The sequence below is a fragment of the Nocardia iowensis genome, from assembly GCF_019222765.1.
Taxonomy (GTDB): Bacteria; Actinomycetota; Actinomycetes; order Mycobacteriales; family Mycobacteriaceae; genus Nocardia; species Nocardia iowensis.
The window spans coordinates 511,646-527,610 of record NZ_CP078145.1 but is presented as its reverse complement, the minus strand read 5'-3'; the positions used below and the strand labels follow the sequence as shown (position 1 = coordinate 527,610).

Genomic DNA, 15,965 nt, shown 5'->3' with positions numbered 1-15,965 from the left:
GGGTGTTTGCCCACTGGTAACCCAGCTATGACACAACAACACCAGGGAAGTGCGAGGCAGGTCGAATGGGAGGTGGGCAGGGCGTCATGCTCCAGCCACAGGTTGACGCGACGGTGGATCCGCTCCTACGGACCCCGCACACGCCACCGGCCCGGACTCTCGTCGACATCCTGACCGCCACCGCGCTGACCCACCCCGATGCACCCGCCATCGATGACGGCGACACGGTGCTCACCTACCTCGAACTCGTTGCCGAGATCGAGCAGACCGTGGCCCGGCTGGCCAAGGCGGGTGTGCGGCCGGGTGACCGGGTCGGCGTGCGCATGCCGTCGGGCTCCCGAGACCTCTACCTCACCATCCTTGCCGTGCTCTACGCGGGCGCCGCCTATGTGCCGGTCGACGCCGATGACCCGGACGAACGGGCCCAGCTGGTCTTCGGCGAGGCTCAGGTCACCGCGATCGTGACCGCGGCGGGCATCGAGACGACACCGGTGGGAATCCGTGCCGCAGCGGACAACTCACCCGACGCGAGCACAAGTTCCGCGCCGACCCCGGCCGACGACGCCTGGATCATCTTCACCTCCGGCTCCACCGGGACGCCGAAAGGTGTTGCGGTGACCCATCGCAACGCCGCCGCCTTTGTCGACGCCGAGGCCAGGCTCTTCCTGCCGGACGCCCCGATCGGCCCCGGCGACCGGGTGCTCGCCGGACTCTCGGTCGCCTTCGACGCCTCCTGTGAAGAGATGTGGCTGGCTTGGCGCAACGGCGCCTGCCTCGTCCCCGCCCCGCGCGACCTGGTCCGCACCGGCGCCGACCTCGGCCCATGGCTGGTACGCCGGGAGATCAGCATCGTCTCCACGGTGCCTACGCTGGCCGCCACCTGGCCCGCCGAGGCGCTGGACGCGGTCCGGCTGTTGATCTTCGGCGGCGAGGCGGTGCCGCCGGAACTCGCCGAACGTCTTGCCGGGAATGGAGATACGGAGCGCGAGGTCTGGAATACCTACGGCCCCACCGAGGCAACGGTGGTCGCCTGCGCCGCGCTGCTCGACGACACGTGGCCGATCCGGATCGGGCTCCCGCTCGACGGCTGGGACCTGGTGGTGGTCGACGCGGCCGGAAACCCGGTGGGCGAGGGCGAATCCGGCGAGCTGGTGATCGGCGGCGTCGGCCTGGCCCGCTATCTCGATCCCGCCAAAGACGCGGAAAAGTACGCGCCGCTGCCCTCGCTCGGCTGGGAACGCGCCTACCGCAGCGGCGATCTGGTGCGTAACGACCGCGCGGGGCTGGTCTTCCTCGGCCGCGCCGACGATCAGATCAAGCTCGGCGGCCGCCGCATCGAACTCGGCGAGATCGACAACGCGCTGCAACACCTGCCCGGCATCACCGGCGCCGCCGCCGCGATACGAACCACCAAGGCGGGCAACAAGATTCTGGTCGGCTACCTCACCGGACCCGGCCCCGATTTCGACGCCAAGGCCGCGCGGGCCCAACTCGCCGAACAACTTCCGGCGCCACTGGTCCCCCGGCTCGCGGTGGTCAACGAACTGCCCACCCGCACCTCCGGCAAGGTGGACCGCAACGCCCTGCCATGGCCGTTACCGAACAACACCGACGACGATACCGAAAGCGAACTCACCGGCACCGCGCAATGGGTTGCGCGACTGTGGGATTCGGTCCTCGGCGGCGAGGCCACCGACCTCGATGCGGACTTCTTCGAGCTGGGCGGTGGTTCGCTGGCGGCGGCCCAGTTGGTCACCGCGCTGCGCGAGCGCTACCCGCAGGTCACCGTCGCCGACCTCTACGACCATCCGCGCCTCGGCGCGCTGGTCGAACTGCTGGAGCAGAGCACACCGGCCGTCGCCGTCGAGGAGCGCGTCGTGCGCCCGACACCGCGGCTCGCGCAGTGGACGCAGGTGCTCGCCACCATCCCGCTCACCACGCTCACCGGCCTGCAATGGCTCACCTGGCTGGCGATCGTCGGCAATATCGCGGGCTGGTCCGGCTCGCTGCCGTGGCTACCGCACCTGTCCTGGTGGTGGACGCTGGCCGCGTTCCTGCTCTTCATCTCGCCGCCCGGCCGGATGGCGATCTGCGTCGCGGGCGCTCGACTACTGCTGCGCGGGGTTACGCCCGGCCGGTATCCGCGCGGCGGTTCGGTGCATCTGCGGCTCTGGGCGGCAGTCCGGCTATCCGAGGCCAGCGGCGCCGAAAACCTCTCGGGCGCACCGTGGATGGTCCCATTCGCCAGGGCGCTCGGCGCGAAGATCGGCAAGGGCGTCGATCTGCACACCCTCCCGCCGGTGACCGGCATGCTCGAACTGGGCGACGGGTGCAGCGTGGAACCCGAGGTCGACCTGTCCGGCTACTGGATCGACGGCGACGTCGTGCACCTCGGCCCGGTCACCGTCGGCGCGGGTGCGGTGATCGGCGCCCGCTCTATCCTGCTGCCCGGCACCAGGATCGGCAAGAACGCCGAGATCGCTCCCGGCTCCGCGGTATCCGGCAAGGTCAAAGCCGAGCAGGAGTGGGCGGGCTCGCCCGCCTCGAAAGTCGGTAAGGCACACCATCGCTGGCCCGGCCACACACCCGCTCGGGCGGCGCACTGGGTGGCGATCTTCGGCGTCACCTCGATGGCGTTGGCCGCCGTGCCCATCCTCGGGCTCGGCTCGGGCGGCATCTTCATCGCCTGGTTCATCCGCGATACCCGCACCCTCGCTGGCGGTTTGGGCCGCGCCTTCGCGATCCTGCCGGTCGCGACGCTGCTCAGTTTGGCGGTGTACGCGGTGGTCACCATCCTGGCGGTGCGGCTGCTCAGCATCGGACTGACCGAGGGCTACCACCCGGTGCGCAGCCGGGTCGGCTGGCAGGTGTGGTCCACCGAGCGCCTGCTGGACGCGGCACGCACCTTCCTGTTCCCGCTCTACGCCAGCCTGCTCACGCCGGTCTGGCTTCGCCTGCTCGGCGCGAAGATCGGCAAGAGCGTCGAGGCGTCGACGGTGTTGCTGCTGCCCAAATTCACCACGGTCGCGGACGGCGCGTTCCTGGCCGACGACACCATGATCGCCAGCTACGAACTCGGCGGCGGCTGGCTGCGGATCGGTGAGGCGAAGGTCGGCAAGCGAGCCTTCCTCGGCAACTCCGGGATGACCGCGCCCGGTCGGCGGGTTCCGAAAAATGGCCTGGTAGCGGTTCTTTCGGCCGCGCCGTCCAAGTCGAAGGCTGGCTCGTCCTGGCTGGGCAGCCCGCCGGTCCGGTTGCGCCGCGCGCCGGAAAGCTCCGACACCGCACGCACTTTCGACCCACCGCCGAAGCTGCGGCTGGCGCGCGGCATCGTCGAAACCTGCCGCCTGGTCCCGGTGCTGGTCACCTTCAGCATCGGACTCGGTGTGCTGTTCACCCTGGCCTGGCTCGCGCGGAGCATCGGCCATCTGCCCACCGCGCTGCTCAGCGGCCTGGTGCTGCTGGCCGCCGGTGCGGTCGCCGGCGCGAGTTCGGTGGCCGCGAAGTGGTTGCTGGTCGGCCGGATCCGGGCCGAGGAGCATCCGCTGTGGAGCTCGTTCGTGTGGCGCAACGAGGTCTCCGATACCTTCGTGGAAACCGTTGCCGCGCCGTGGTTCGCGCGCGCCGCGACGGGTACGCCGGTGCTGAATCTGTGGCTGCGCGGACTCGGTGCCGAGATCGGCCGCGGGGTATGGTGCGAATCCTATTGGCTACCTGAGGCGGACCTGGTGACACTCGGTGACGGCGCGACCGTGGAACGCGGCTGCGTCGTGCAGACCCACCTGTTCCACGATCGAATCATGGCCATGGACACCGTCACCCTCGGCGCGGGCGCCACCCTCGGCCCGCACTGCGTCGCGCTGCCCGCCTCGACCATCGGCGAGGGCGCGACGATCGGTCCCGCCTCACTGGTCATGCGTGGTGACACCGTGCCCCCGTCCACTCGCTGGTGGGGCAACCCGATCGCGCCGTGGTTCGGAGGCGACCCGGGGGCGGCCCGCTGATGCCGGGCAAGTTCTACGAGGCGCCGATCGATGAGTACCTGCCGCAGAACGGGAATCGGGGCTACCGGGTATCGCGGTACGAACTCGACCTGATCTACAAGGTGGCAAGCAACCGGTTGGCGGGCCGCGCCGAGATCACCGCGGTGACCACCGCCGTGCAGCCGCGGTTCTCGCTGGATCTGGCCCAGGCACTCACCGTGTCCAAGGTCTTCGTCAACGGTGCCAAGGCCGCGAAATACGTGCACCAGCGTGGCAAGTTGATGATCACGCCGCAGCAGCGGATTCCGGCGGGCGGCGTGCTGTCGATCGTCGTCCAATACGGTGGCGTCCCGCGGCCGGTGCGTGGGCCGTGGGGCGCGGTCGGCTGGGAGGAGCTCACCGAGGGTGCGCTGGTGGCCAGCCAGCCGAACGGCGCCGCGTCCTGGTTCCCGTGCGACGACCATCCGAGTTCCAAAGCCAGCTACCGGATTTCGATCACCACCGACAGCCCGTACTACGCGCTGGCCAACGGCACGCTGCTGCGCAAGCAGGTCAAGGCCAGCCAGACCACCTGGGTGTACGAGCAGGCCGAACCCATGTCCACCTATCTGGCAACCGTCCAGATCGGGCCGTATCACAAGCACCGCATCGTTTCGCCGCCCAGCGCGGTGCCGATGCATGCCATCGCCCCACCCCGGCTGCGCGCCAACTTCGAGCACGACTTCGCCCGCCAGCCGCAGATGATGGAGATCTTCACCGAGCGCTTCGGTCCGTACCCGTTCGACGCGTACACCGTGGTGGTCACGGACGACGATCTGGAGATTCCGATCGAGGCGCAGGGCATCTCCATCTTCGGCGCGAACCACTGCGACGGCAGGCGTGGCGCCGAGCGGCTGGTCGCGCACGAGTTGGCGCACCAGTGGTTCGGCAACAGCCTGACCATCGCCCAGTGGCGCGATATCTGGCTACACGAGGGTTTCGCCTGTTACGCCGAATGGATCTGGTCCGAGTCGGCGGGCGGGCCAACCGCCGACCAGCTCGCCCGCGCGGCCAGGCACAACCTGTCCAGGCAGCCGCAGGACATCGCCGTCGGCGACCCTGGCCCGCTGCACATGTTCGACGATCGGGTCTACAAACGCGGTGCGCTCACCCTGCACGCCTTGCGGCTGGAACTGGGCGACCTGGCGTTCTTCGATCTGTTGCGGGAGTGGACGATTCGCTATCGCCACGGCTCGGTCAGCACCGAGGAGTTCACCGATCTGGCCGGGCATTACAGCCGGTTCCCGCTCCGGCCGCTATGGGACGGCTGGTTGGTCGAGAAGTCGCTCCCCCAGCTTCCGCCGTCGACGGTGTAGCTCCGTCAGAACACCAGATATCGCGCGGCCAGCTCTTCGATGAGGGGGTCGTCGTCGGGGACGCTGTTGAGTGCCTCGAGGTCGGATTCCACCGAGATCTGGCGCGGATCGTCGTGCTCGGCGTCCGGTGCACCGTCCTCTTGCAGCTGGCGCAGTAGCTTCATCCGGATACGGTCCTTCAATGAATCACTCATGCTTGCAGCTTGCCCGGTCTGCGGCGGGCGAACCGCGCGTGGCGCGCCGGATCCGGGCTAGACCGGGGCGAGCCAGGTGCCCCATGGGGTATTGCGCAGCACGGTGTAGATCGTCAGTAGCGCGAAGAAGGTCCACATCGTCGGCCCGTTGATCGAGGGCAGGCGCATACGCCGGCCACGCCAGGCGCGCAGCGTCCAGTCACTCACCCACAGGACGAAGGCCAGCACCAGCGGGATCGCAAGCAGGTTGCTGTGCAACGAATCCAGGATGTTTCCGTCGGTCAGGTTGTGGATCGCCCGCATTCCGCCGCAGCCGGGACACCACCATCCGGTCAGCGCGTACACCGGGCACACGCCATAGGAGCCCTCGACATGTGGATCGCGCACGTGCAACAGCACACCCACGCCGATGCCGACACCCGCCACCAGCAGCGGGACTCCTACGCCGCGCCAACCGGACCGGGTAGGGGGCGCCGGTTCCTGATGCGCCGCCGGTTCCGGGGCAACGTGCGTGCTCTCCACAGCATCAACCGTAACCGTGGCCGACAGGTCGTCGCCACAGGATGACCGTGCCCGTCACTCGTCCTGGTCGGGCTGAGCGAAACGCAGGGTGTTGCCGGAAGGATCCACCAGTTCGAAACCGGGGCCGCCCGGACCGTCCTCTGGGCAGCCGGGCTTGGCATAGCGGTAGTCCTTACCCGCCAGCTCGGCGTGCCAGGCCTGAATGTCGTCCACCGCTATCCACACGACGGTGCCGGGGGTGCCGTCACCGTGGTGTTCGCTGAGATGGAGGGTCGCCGAGCCGCGGGAGAGCTGCGCGTACAGCGGGAAGTCGTCGCCGAACCGGTGTTCCCAGTCGACGGTGAAACCCAGGTAGTCGCGGTAGAACTCGTACGCCCTGGCGACGTCGAACATGCGAAGTACGGGGATGGGTGCTGCGAAGCCGATCTCATCGGAAGCCACACCACCGATCATGGCACTGGGGACCGACATGATCGAAGGGTGTCCGCGATCGCCGCGCCTTCCTCCGGTGCGGACGTTCGCGGAAACCGTTACTGGATCGCCACTTTCGCGGGCTAACGCGGCCGTGCACGCCGCGATGAACTCAGCAGAACGGCTATCTCGATCGCGTTTCTTTGTGAAGAGAGACAGTGTCACTGCACCGAAATCAGGGTACCCACACCGATGAGCCAGGAAGATCCGCTACGACGCGCTTGCACTAGCAAGCACCCAGCTTGCACTGTACTGTGGCGGAAGACACAAAGGAGTGCTCGATGCTGGTGAAGTCGATGAAGACGCTGGCGGACGCGCGTAATGGCGCCCTGACCGCCGCTTATCGTGCCGGGTTGCGATCACGCACCTTCCGGACCGCGTCGTTGAACGCCCCCACCGCCCCCCATGAGGTCATCCCGGTCACCACCGTGGACGGCGCCCGGCTCCGGGTGCACGCCTACGGTCCCGCCGACGGCGCGGTCATCGTGCTGATCCATGGCTGGAGCTGCAGCATCGAATACTGGAACCCGCAGATCAACGCCTTCGCCGATCGGTACCGGGTGGTCTGTTATGACCAGCGCGGCCACGGCGCCAGCCAACTCGGCACCCGGATGCCGAGCCGGGAAACCCTCGCCGACGACCTGTCCGCCGTGCTCGACGCCACCCTGCGCCCCGGCCAGCGCGCCGTGCTCGCCGGGCACAGCATGGGCGGCATCACGGTGCAGGCATGGGCGGCTCGCTATCCCGAGCAGGTCCGCACCCGTGCCGCCGCGGCCATCCTGTTGAACACCACCTCGGGCAACATCCGCTACGACACCGACCTGCTTCCGTTGCTGAACAAGCAGCTCACGGTGCAGAACAAGCCGGTCACCGTGCTCGGCGCGCCGGTCCGGCTGCCCACGTTCGTCTCCGAGACGGTGCTGACCACGCCCGTGCCGCTGCCCGGCGGCTGGCTGATCGGCACGGTGTTCAAGAGTCGGGTGATGGGCAGGGCGGCCACCGCCGACGAGGTGAACTTCTCCCTCGGCATCGTCCGCTCCTGCCGTCCGCTGACCCGCGGGCGGCACGCTGCGGCGCTGGCCGATCTCGATGTCAGCGATGGCGCCGCCCATCTCACCGTTCCGACCACCGTCATCGCGGGCAGCCATGACCGGCTCCTGCCGGAGCGGATGTCCCGCCGGATCGCCGACGTGCTCGCCCGCACCGGCCACCTCGCCGCCTATCACAGCTGGCCCACCGGCCATCTCGGCAATATCGAGGCCGCCGACCGCTTCAACGCGGAACTAGAGCTGGTCGCCCAGCAGGCCGATCTCCGCACGGCCGCCGCGGGCTGACCCCTACTGTTCTCCTGGGCTGGTCAACGGCGCCCGGCCCAGGAGCAACATCTAGCCGATCAATTCACCGGCCCCGCCCACCCTTCGGCTGAGTACGCCGACAGTGGCGGTCAGTACTCCAAATCAGACCACGAGATCTGGATTCGGGGAGGTCCGGCCGCGATGCTCGGGACAGACCTGCCGCCATGGTGGTTCCGAGCCGTCCACGGTAGCCCCGGAGCAGCGAGCGGGCGAAACGAATTCGCCCCCCACCAGAAATGTGGTCATGTCGCTGACCGGAAAGGCTGTTAGCGTCGCGAAGGGTCGAGATGGCTTGGGGGACAACCGGATGAGAGATATCCAGTGATGCACGAGGTAGCGGGCTCGGGTTCGCCGTTGCGGCGGGTCGTGGCGGTGTTGGCGATGGTGGTTGCGCTGCCGATGTTTTCATTCGCCGCGGAAGCGGCGGCAGAGGCTGATACCGCCCTGCTGTTTCCGACCGAAGATCCGTTCTACCGAGCCGAGGGTTCGCTGGCCGATATTGCACCCGGCGCCGTGCTGAAGACGCGGACCGTCGGGCTCGCCCCCACGGGCGCGCGGCTGCCGGTCGAGGCCACTCAGGTGCTGTACCGGACAACCGGCCAGCTCGGTGAGCCCGCCGCGACGGTGACCACCATCATTCGACCGCCCACGACCTCAGGGCCGCTTCGAATCGTGTCGTACCAGGGCGCCTACGATGCGCTCGGCGCGCGCTGCGATCCGTCCTACACGCTGCGCGGCGGCGGGTCGCTCGCGGTGGCGGACACCCCGCTCTTCGCCGCCTACCTTGCGGCCGGATTCACCGTCGTCACCAGCGATTACGAGGGCACCGAGCTGGCGTACGGGGCCGGCCGCAAATCGGGATACGCCACGCTGGACAGCATCCGCGCGGCGTTGCACATCCTCGACGCGCCGTCCTCGACTCCGGTCGGCATGTCCGGTTTCTCCGGCGGTTCCATCGCCACCGAGTACGCAGCCGAGCTGGCGCCGACCTACGCGCCCGAACTCGACATCGTCGGGGCCGCATTGGGCGGCTATCCGGTCGATCTCGTCAACACCGTCTCCTATATCAACGGCAAGCAGGAGTGGGCGACGCTCATACCCTACGTACTGTTGGGTTCGGCCCGCGGATTCGGCATCGATTTGACCCCCTACCTGTCGGATTACGGCAAGCAGGTGGTCGCTCAGGTCGCCGACCAGTGCGCGGCCGACGGCCCCAAATTCCCCGGCCTCCGGATCGAACAGCTCCTGCAACCGCAGTATCAGGATTACCGCTCCATCCCGGCGTTCGCGCCGATGATCGAACAGGGCCGGATGGGCAATTCGGGCACCCCGAAGGGCCCGCTGTTCCTCGGTGGCGGCAACTCCGACGGGATCGGTGACGGTGTCATCGTGGCCGCGGACGAGCGCGCACTGGCCGCCGAATACTGCCGCCGCGGCGTCCCGGTCCGCTACCAGGAATACCCGGGCGCCGATCATTTCCTGAGCGGCATCCTCTTCACCCCCGCGACAGTGCCCTTCCTACAGGCCCGGTTCGACGGCCTGCCGTTCGACAACGGTTGCCCCTCCCTCACCCAGTAAATACCGCGCCTCTCCACTGAATACCGCAGGGTCCGAACACGATCCGGTTCGGTCCCTGCGGCCGAAACGCACCTGACGACGTGACCGCGCACCGGTTTCCGTGGGGCATAGCGACGATCCTGGACAACGCGGGCCTGTCGGCGCGCGTGACAGCGGATGTGCTCGGGCACGTTGATCCTGCGATGACCCAGCGGTGGTCTATGGCACGTAGTCGGGTGCATCACGCGACGACGGATACCTTGACCCGGGCGGTGAGCAATCCCGGCCGGTCAGAGGGCGAGTGCGGCGACTTTGTTGGGACTTAGTCGGGAGTTCAGCCAGAAAGGTTGAACTCCGGTGAGGCCGAAATCGGCCCTCAACTGGGAGTATGGAGCCGCCTGCGAGAATCGAACTCGCGACCTTTTCATTACGAGTGAAGCGCTCTACCGACTGAGCTAAGGCGGCGTGCCTTTCGGCGTGGCGAGTCTATCGTCTCGGGGGGTGGATCGCGAAAACGGGTGGTCACGGGGGCACGAGGCGGCGGGCGCTGCGGCGGGGGCGACTGGGCGGGGGCGCCGGTACTAACCGGATTGCGCGGCCATCAAGGCGGCGGCCAGGGCGGCTAGGGCGAAGCGGGGTTTGACGTTGACGTCGAGTGCTTCGCGGCAGGCGAGGACGGCGTCGATGGATTTGAGTAGGCCCTCGGGGGGGACGCGCTTCGCCAGGTCGTGGATCTGGTCGGACATGTCGGGGTGGGTGAGGGCTACGCCGGAACCGTTGCGGGCGGCGCCGAAGCGGACGGCGAGGGCGTCACGGTAGACACCGGCGACGTCGATGAGGGCGCGGTCGAGGGAGTCGCGGCCGGTGCGGGTTGCGCGCGACTTCTGCCGTCGTTCCAGGTCTTTCAGCACGCCGGCGGAACCACGGGTGGCGCCCGCGGCGCCCTTGCCGGTGCCACCGGCGCCCATCGCGGTGGCCAGTTCTTCGCGCTCGCGGTCGTCGCGGGTGGCGCTCATCTGTTTGGCTTCGTCGTCGGCGGCCTTGACCAGTTCGTCGGCCGCGGCGTAGGCGGCGCCGGGTTTCGCGGCCGCGGCGACCAGGGCCAGCGCCCGCTGGCGGCGGGCCCGCGCCTCCTCGTCGGTGGCCAGGCGGCGGGCGCGGCCGACGTGTCCGCCGCTGATCGAGGCGGCCCAGTTCGCGGTTTTCTCGTCGAGCTTGTCGCGCTCGCGCAGCACCTGTGCGATGGCGGGCACCGAGGGGGTCACCAGGTGCACGTGCCTGCAGCGGGAGCGCAGGGTCACCGAGATGTCCTCCGGGTCGACCGACGGCGCGCACAGCAGGAACACCGTCCGCTCCGGCGGCTCCTCGACCACCTTCAACAGCACGTTGCCCGCGGCCTCGGTCAACCGGTCGGCGTCCTCGATGACCACCACCTGCCAGCGTCCGGTGCTCGGGCGGCGCGAGGCGATCTGCACGATCTCGCGCATTTCCTTGGTGCTGATGCTCAGCCCCTCCGGGATCACCCGGCGCACGTCACCGTGCGTGCCCGCCATGGTGGTCGTACAGGCATGGCAGTGCCCGCATCCCGGCGTACCGGGATCGGTGCACTGTAGTGCGGCCGCAAAGCACAGTGCCGCAATGGATCTCCCCGATCCGGGCGGCCCGGTGAACAGCCACGAGTGCGTCATCGCGCCCTGGACCACCTCCGCACGCGCCGCGACCGAGGCAGCCGTCAGCGCGGACTCGACCGCATCCTGGCCGACCAACCGATCGAAGACACCCGCCACGCCGTACACCATAGCCGTCCGCACCGACACGGATCGCCGGGTCGCGTGGGCCCGACGCACCCGCCGCTATTGACCGCGCCGACGGCCCGGCGGATCCTCGAGGAGGAGGTGGAATCACCGTGAAAATTCTGTTGATCACCGGCGATGCGGCCGAAGACCTCGAGGTCATGTACCCGTATCAGCGCCTACTCGAAGAGGGCCACGAGGTGGACATCGCGGCCCCGGCCGTCAAGCAGCTCCAGTTCGTGGTGCACGACTTCGTCGACGGCTTCGACACATACACCGAGCAGCCAGGGCACAGCTGGCCTGCCGACATCGCGTTCGCCGATGTCGATCCGGCGTCCTACGACGCACTGGTCGTGCCGGGCGGTCGCGCGCCGGAGTATCTGCGCAACAACCCGGACTGTCAGCGCCTGGCGCGGCACTTCGCGGAGGCGGGCAAGCCCATCGCCGCGCTCTGTCACGGACCGCTGATCCTCGCTGCCGCAGGCGTTCTGGTCGGCCGTTCGTGCAGCGCGTACCCCGCGTTGGCCCCGGACATCGAGGCGGCCGGGGCCAAGTTCGTGGACAGCGAGGCCTACGTCGACGAGAACATCGTCACCGGCCGCGCTTGGCCCGATCACCCGGCCTGGATGCGTGAATTCCTCAGGGTGCTCAGCAAATAGCGCGAATCACGAGATCCGTGAGTACGTGCTGTTCGCGCCGTCGAGTTCCTCGCGGATGATGTCGGCGTGCCCGGAGTGGTGCGAGATCTCGCGCAGGATGTGCAGCAGCGTGTAGCGCACCGTCCACCAGATCCGTTCCGGCGACCAGGGTGTGGTCGGGGTCGGGACCGAGGTGTCCAGGCTGTCCACCGTGCGGATCAGATCGGCGGTCGCCGCGGCGACCTTGTCCCACTCGGCGAGCAATCCCTCGACGGTCTCGCCTTCGGCCATCACGTATTCACCCTCGAAGCGCGACGCGTCCAGCTCCGCGGTTTCGTCCCGCTCGGCGAGGACGGTGACCCAGTGGCGTTCGCAGCTGACCAGATGATGCAGCAGACCGCCGAGGGTCAGTTCGCTCGCGGTGGTGCGCTGCCGCGCCTGCTGGTCGTCGATGCCGCGCACCGTGATCCGGAACAGTTCTCGCTGATCGGCGAGAACCTTGATCAGCTCTTCGCGTTCCTGGTCGGCCATGGGAAATCCTTTCGCGGGTCGTGCACTTCGGACCGTAGGCTACGGCCATCCGCTCGACCCGCGAACTCAGGATTTCCCGACGCCCGTTTTCTTGGCCGCCGCCTTCTTCGCGGCGGTCTTCTTGGCGACCGTCTTGGTGGTCGTGGATTTGGTGGCCGTCGCCTTCTTGGCGGCGGTCTTCTTGGCAGCGGTCTTCTTCGCGGGAGCCTTCTTGGCGGCGGCCTTCTTCTTCACCGGCCCGCGTGCCCGCCGGTCCGCGAGCAGTTCCATCGCCCGCTCCGGGGTGATGGACTCGATCTCGTCACCCTTGCGCAGCGTGGCATTGGTCTCGCCGTCGGTGACGTACGGACCGAAGCGACCGTCCTTGATCACCATCGGCTGACCGGAGGCCGAGTCGTTGCCCAACTCACGCAACGGCGCCGCGGCGGACGCCTGCCGCCCGCGCCGCTTCGGCTCCGCGTAGATCTTGAGCGCCTCTTCGAGCGTCACGTCGAAGATCTGGTCCTCGCTGGTGAGCGACCGAGAATCGGTGCCCTTCTTCAGGTATGGGCCGTATCGCCCGTTCTGCGCGGTGATCTCCTCGCCGGAAGCCGGGTCGGCGCCGACCACCCGCGGCAACGACAGCAGCTTGAGCGCGTCGTCGAGGGTGACGGTCGCCAGGTCCATCGACTTGAACAGCGACCCGGTGCGCGGTTTGGGCGCGGTCGCCTTCTTCGCGGTCTTCTTGGCCGGTGCCGACGTTTCCTCGGCGGCGGGCTCGGGCAGCACCTCGGTGACGTAGGGGCCGAAACGTCCTTCCTTGGCGACGATTTCGTGCCCGGTTGCCGGGTCGATGCCCAGCGAACGTCCCTCCTGCGGGGTGGAGAACAGCTTCTCGGCGACCTCGGGGGTCAGCTCGTCCGGCGGCAGATCGTCGGGTAGGTTGGCCCGCTGCGACACCGAATTGCCTTCGGGGTCATCAGGATTCGAGACCATCCGCTCCAGGTACGGCCCGTACCGGCCGACCCGGACGACGACGTCGCGTCCCTCCTCGTCGGCAAAGAGCTTGATGGAGTTGATTTCTCGCGCGTCGATGTCGTCGAGCCGCTCGCCGACCATCTTCTTCAGTCCGCCGGACCGGGCAACCGAACCCTCGGCGCCCTTGTCGCCGCCGAAATAGAAGCTGGACAACCAGCTTCCGCGCTGCTCGCGCCCGCCCGCGATGGCGTCGAGGTCGTCCTCCATGCCCGCGGTGAAGTCGAAGTCGACCAATCGGCCGAAATGCTCTTCCAGCAAACCGATTACGGCGAACGCCACCCACGACGGCACCAGCGCGCTGCCGCGCTTGTACACGTAGCCGCGGTCGAGAATCGTCTTGATGATCGACGAGTACGTCGAAGGACGGCCGATGCCGAGCTCTTCGAGCGTCTTGATGAGCGAGGCTTCGGTGTATCTGGCGGGCGGATTCGTGCTGTGCCCATCGGGATTCAGCTCGACCGCGGTGACGCCCTGGCCCTCGTCGAGGGCGGGCAGCCGGGATTCGGCGTCGTCGGATTGGCCGCCCGCCTCCTCGTCCACGCTCTCCACGTAGGCCTTGAGGAAGCCGGCGAAAGTAATGGTGCGGCCCGAGGCGGAGAACACGCATTCCTCGCCGGTGGCCGCGACGCCGGTGATCCGCAGGGTCAGCGTGGTGCCCCTGGCGTCGGCCATCTGCGAGGCGACCGTGCGCTGCCAGATCATTTCGTAGAGGCGGAACTCGTCGTTGTCCAGCCGCGCGTGCAACTGGCCGGGGGTGGCGAAGGTGTCGCCCGCCGGGCGGATCGCCTCGTGTGCCTCCTGCGCGTTCTTCACCTTGCGGGTGTATTGGCGCGGGCTGGGGTGCACGTATTCGGCGCCGTACAGCTGGGTCGCCTGCGACCGGGCCGCGGCGATCGCCGACTCCGACAGCGTGGTCGAGTCGGTACGCATGTAGGTGATGTAGCCGTTTTCGTACAGCCGCTGCGCGACCCGCATCGTGCGCTCGGAGTTGAAGCGCAGCTTGCGCCCCGCTTCCTGCTGCAGCGTCGAGGTCATGAACGGCGGGTACGGCTTGCGGGTGTACGGCTTGGCCTCCGCGGAGGAGACCACCAGGTCGGCTCCGTCCAGGGCCTGGGCCAAGCGGTGCGCGTAGGCCTCGTCCAGCACGACCACACCGGAGGCGGTCTTGAGCTGACCGTCCGAGCCGAAGTCACGACCGGTCGCGACGCGCGCACCGGCGACGTTCACCAACCGCGCTCCGAAGGTCCGCGGGTTGCTGGTGTCGCCGTCTTCACCCGGTCCCGCGTCGAGTTTCGCGGCGATGTCCCAGTATTCGGCGGACCGGAACGCCATCCGCTCGCGCTCGCGCTGGACGATCACCCGGGTGGCGACCGACTGCACCCGGCCCGCCGACAAACGCGGCATGACCTTCTTCCACAAGACCGGACTGACCTCGTAGCCGTACAGCCGGTCCAGAATGCGGCGGGTCTCCTGCGCATCGACCAGGTCGTTGTCGAGATCCCGTGTGTCGGCGGCGGCCGCCTGGATGGCGGGCTCGGTGATCTCGTGGAACACCATCCGCCGGACCGGGACCTTGGGCTTGAGCGTCTCCAGCAAGTGCCAGGCGATGGCCTCGCCCTCGCGGTCGGGGTCGGTGGCGAGATAGAGCTCGTCGGCGTCCTTCAGCAAGCTCTTGAGCTCGGCGACCTTGGCCTTTTTATCTGGGCTCACCACATAGATGGCCTCGAAGTCGTGGTCCACGTCGACGCCGAGGCGCGCCCAGGACTCACCCTTGTATTTGGCGGGAACATCCGCCGCACCACGCGGCAGGTCCCGGATATGCCCCACCGAGGCCTCGACCGTGTAGTCATGGCCGAGATAAGGGGCTATCTTGCGGGCCTTGGTTGGGGACTCGACGATCACGAGACGACGCAGGGGACGGCCCTGGTCGGCTGCACCGCGGTCTCGTGTTGCCACCGGCGAATACACCTTTCCTGTCGACCCGCGCGGGCGCTTTTCGGCGCTGTGCGCGGCTGGGGCAAGCGGGGACGACGGCTGGGCGTCGCCACCAGACACGTTTATACCTTGACGCTACGTGTGGCCGAGTGCTTGCGACTTGAACCACAGAGCGTACGCGCGTCACTGCGACTCAGTATGCCTTGTCTTTTACCCGCCGCTGCGCCACCGGCGTGTTCGCAGCGGGTTCGGCCTGATCCGCGCGGGTTGTGCCTTGCCCCGGATATAGCTCGTCCCTCACCTCCGGTAACCCGGCGGTGAGGGACGAGTGGTGGATTGCGACGCTCAGCTGAGCGCGCGAACTCCGGTGGCCTGCGGGCCCTTGGTGCCCTGGCCGACCTCGAACTCGACCTTCTGGTTCTCTTCGAGGGTACGGAAGCCCGACCCCTGAATTTCGGAGTAGTGGACGAAGACGTCAGCGGAGCCGTCCTCGGGCGCGATGAAGCCGAACCCCTTCTCCGCGTTGAACCACTTCACAGTTCCCTGTGCCATTCTGTTCCTTCTCTTTTCTTACCGGAACGGCGGACAACTGGGTTCGTCCACCGGGTCCGTTC

At 68.1% G+C, this 15,965-nt stretch carries 12 protein-coding genes and 1 tRNA gene; 5 read left to right on the top strand and 8 right to left on the bottom strand.

Annotated features, from left to right (window positions below):
* The first annotated feature begins 86 nt into the window (after positions 1-86).
* Both KV110_RS02510 and KV110_RS02505 read left to right on the top strand, forming a co-directional pair.
* Positions 87-4,004, top strand: coding sequence for a Pls/PosA family non-ribosomal peptide synthetase (locus KV110_RS02510; RefSeq protein ID WP_218472940.1), 3,918 nt, complete (start codon positions 87-89; stop codon positions 4,002-4,004).
* A complete protein-coding gene (locus KV110_RS02505) occupies positions 4,004-5,338 on the top strand; it encodes a M1 family metallopeptidase (protein ID WP_218472938.1) in 1,335 nt (444 codons plus the stop codon). The genes KV110_RS02510 and KV110_RS02505 overlap by 1 nt, the downstream gene beginning before the upstream one ends.
* A gap of 5 nt (positions 5,339-5,343) precedes the next feature.
* Here the strand turns inward: KV110_RS02505 and KV110_RS02500 are convergent, their stop codons facing one another.
* The 3 genes from KV110_RS02500 to KV110_RS02490 are packed head-to-tail and all read right to left on the bottom strand — an operon-like array spanning position 5,344 to position 6,525.
* Positions 5,344-5,532, bottom strand: a complete 189-nt coding sequence (locus tag KV110_RS02500; RefSeq protein ID WP_218472935.1) for a hypothetical protein — start codon at positions 5,530-5,532, stop codon at positions 5,344-5,346.
* Positions 5,533-5,589: 57 nt separating this feature from the next.
* A complete protein-coding gene (locus tag KV110_RS02495) occupies positions 5,590-6,054 on the bottom strand; it encodes a DUF2752 domain-containing protein (RefSeq protein ID WP_218472933.1) in 465 nt (154 codons plus the stop codon).
* Between the two features lie 54 nt (positions 6,055-6,108).
* Entirely contained in the window at positions 6,109-6,525 is a 417-nt protein-coding gene (locus KV110_RS02490; RefSeq protein WP_246634315.1) for a glyoxalase superfamily protein, read from the bottom strand.
* A 281-nt stretch (positions 6,526-6,806) separates the two neighbouring features.
* Here KV110_RS02490 and KV110_RS02485 point away from each other — a divergent pair, with 281 nt between their 5' ends.
* Positions 6,807-7,859, top strand: coding sequence for an alpha/beta fold hydrolase (locus KV110_RS02485; RefSeq protein WP_218472931.1), 1,053 nt, complete (start codon positions 6,807-6,809; stop codon positions 7,857-7,859).
* A gap of 345 nt (positions 7,860-8,204) precedes the next feature.
* Positions 8,205-9,458: a lipase family protein gene (locus KV110_RS02480; protein ID WP_218472929.1), complete on the top strand. Its 1,254-nt coding sequence runs from the start codon at positions 8,205-8,207 to the stop codon at positions 9,456-9,458.
* A 368-nt stretch (positions 9,459-9,826) separates the two neighbouring features.
* Here the strand turns inward: KV110_RS02480 and KV110_RS02475 are convergent.
* A tRNA-Thr gene (locus KV110_RS02475) sits at positions 9,827-9,902 on the bottom strand.
* Positions 9,903-10,018: 116 nt separating this feature from the next.
* Positions 10,019-11,236, bottom strand: coding sequence for a DNA polymerase III subunit delta' (locus tag KV110_RS02470; RefSeq protein ID WP_393537341.1), 1,218 nt, complete (start codon positions 11,234-11,236; stop codon positions 10,019-10,021).
* A gap of 107 nt (positions 11,237-11,343) precedes the next feature.
* On the opposite strand from KV110_RS02470, the gene KV110_RS02465 reads away from it, so the two are divergent.
* Positions 11,344-11,889, top strand: a complete 546-nt coding sequence (locus KV110_RS02465) for a DJ-1/PfpI family protein (protein WP_218472927.1) — start codon at positions 11,344-11,346, stop codon at positions 11,887-11,889.
* Positions 11,890-11,895: 6 nt separating this feature from the next.
* On the opposite strand, the gene KV110_RS02460 is transcribed toward KV110_RS02465, so the two are convergent.
* The 3 genes from KV110_RS02460 to KV110_RS02450 all read right to left on the bottom strand — a co-directional run bounded on the left by KV110_RS02460 (position 11,896) and on the right by KV110_RS02450 (position 15,903).
* Complete coding sequence (locus KV110_RS02460) at positions 11,896-12,399, bottom strand: DinB family protein (RefSeq protein ID WP_218472926.1); 504 nt, start codon at positions 12,397-12,399, stop codon at positions 11,896-11,898.
* Positions 12,400-12,465: 66 nt separating this feature from the next.
* Positions 12,466-15,318, bottom strand: coding sequence for a type I DNA topoisomerase (gene topA, locus KV110_RS02455; RefSeq protein ID WP_218478112.1), 2,853 nt, complete (start codon positions 15,316-15,318; stop codon positions 12,466-12,468).
* 378 nt (positions 15,319-15,696) lie between these two features.
* On the bottom strand, positions 15,697-15,903 hold the full coding sequence (locus KV110_RS02450; protein ID WP_011206895.1) for a cold-shock protein: 207 nt from the start codon (positions 15,901-15,903) through the stop codon (positions 15,697-15,699).
* Positions 15,904-15,965: the final 62 nt, after the last annotated feature.

Excerpts from the sequence above, each read along its gene's own strand:
- KV110_RS02510 (WP_218472940.1), top strand. The coding sequence starts at position 87 with ATGCTCCAGCCACAGGTTGACGCGACGGTGGATCCGCTCCTACGGACC.
- KV110_RS02505 (WP_218472938.1), top strand. The coding sequence starts at position 4,004 with ATGCCGGGCAAGTTCTACGAGGCGCCGATCGATGAGTACCTGCCGCAG.
- KV110_RS02500 (WP_218472935.1), bottom strand. The coding sequence starts at position 5,532 with ATGAGTGATTCATTGAAGGACCGTATCCGGATGAAGCTACTGCGCCAG.
- KV110_RS02490 (WP_246634315.1), bottom strand. The coding sequence starts at position 6,525 with ATGTCGGTCCCCAGTGCCATGATCGGTGGTGTGGCTTCCGATGAGATC.
- KV110_RS02485 (WP_218472931.1), top strand. The coding sequence starts at position 6,807 with ATGCTGGTGAAGTCGATGAAGACGCTGGCGGACGCGCGTAATGGCGCC.
- KV110_RS02480 (WP_218472929.1), top strand. The coding sequence starts at position 8,205 with ATGCACGAGGTAGCGGGCTCGGGTTCGCCGTTGCGGCGGGTCGTGGCG.
- KV110_RS02470 (WP_393537341.1), bottom strand. The coding sequence starts at position 11,236 with ATGGTGTACGGCGTGGCGGGTGTCTTCGATCGGTTGGTCGGCCAGGAT.
- KV110_RS02460 (WP_218472926.1), bottom strand. The coding sequence starts at position 12,399 with ATGGCCGACCAGGAACGCGAAGAGCTGATCAAGGTTCTCGCCGATCAG.
- KV110_RS02450 (WP_011206895.1), bottom strand. The coding sequence starts at position 15,903 with ATGGCACAGGGAACTGTGAAGTGGTTCAACGCGGAGAAGGGGTTCGGC.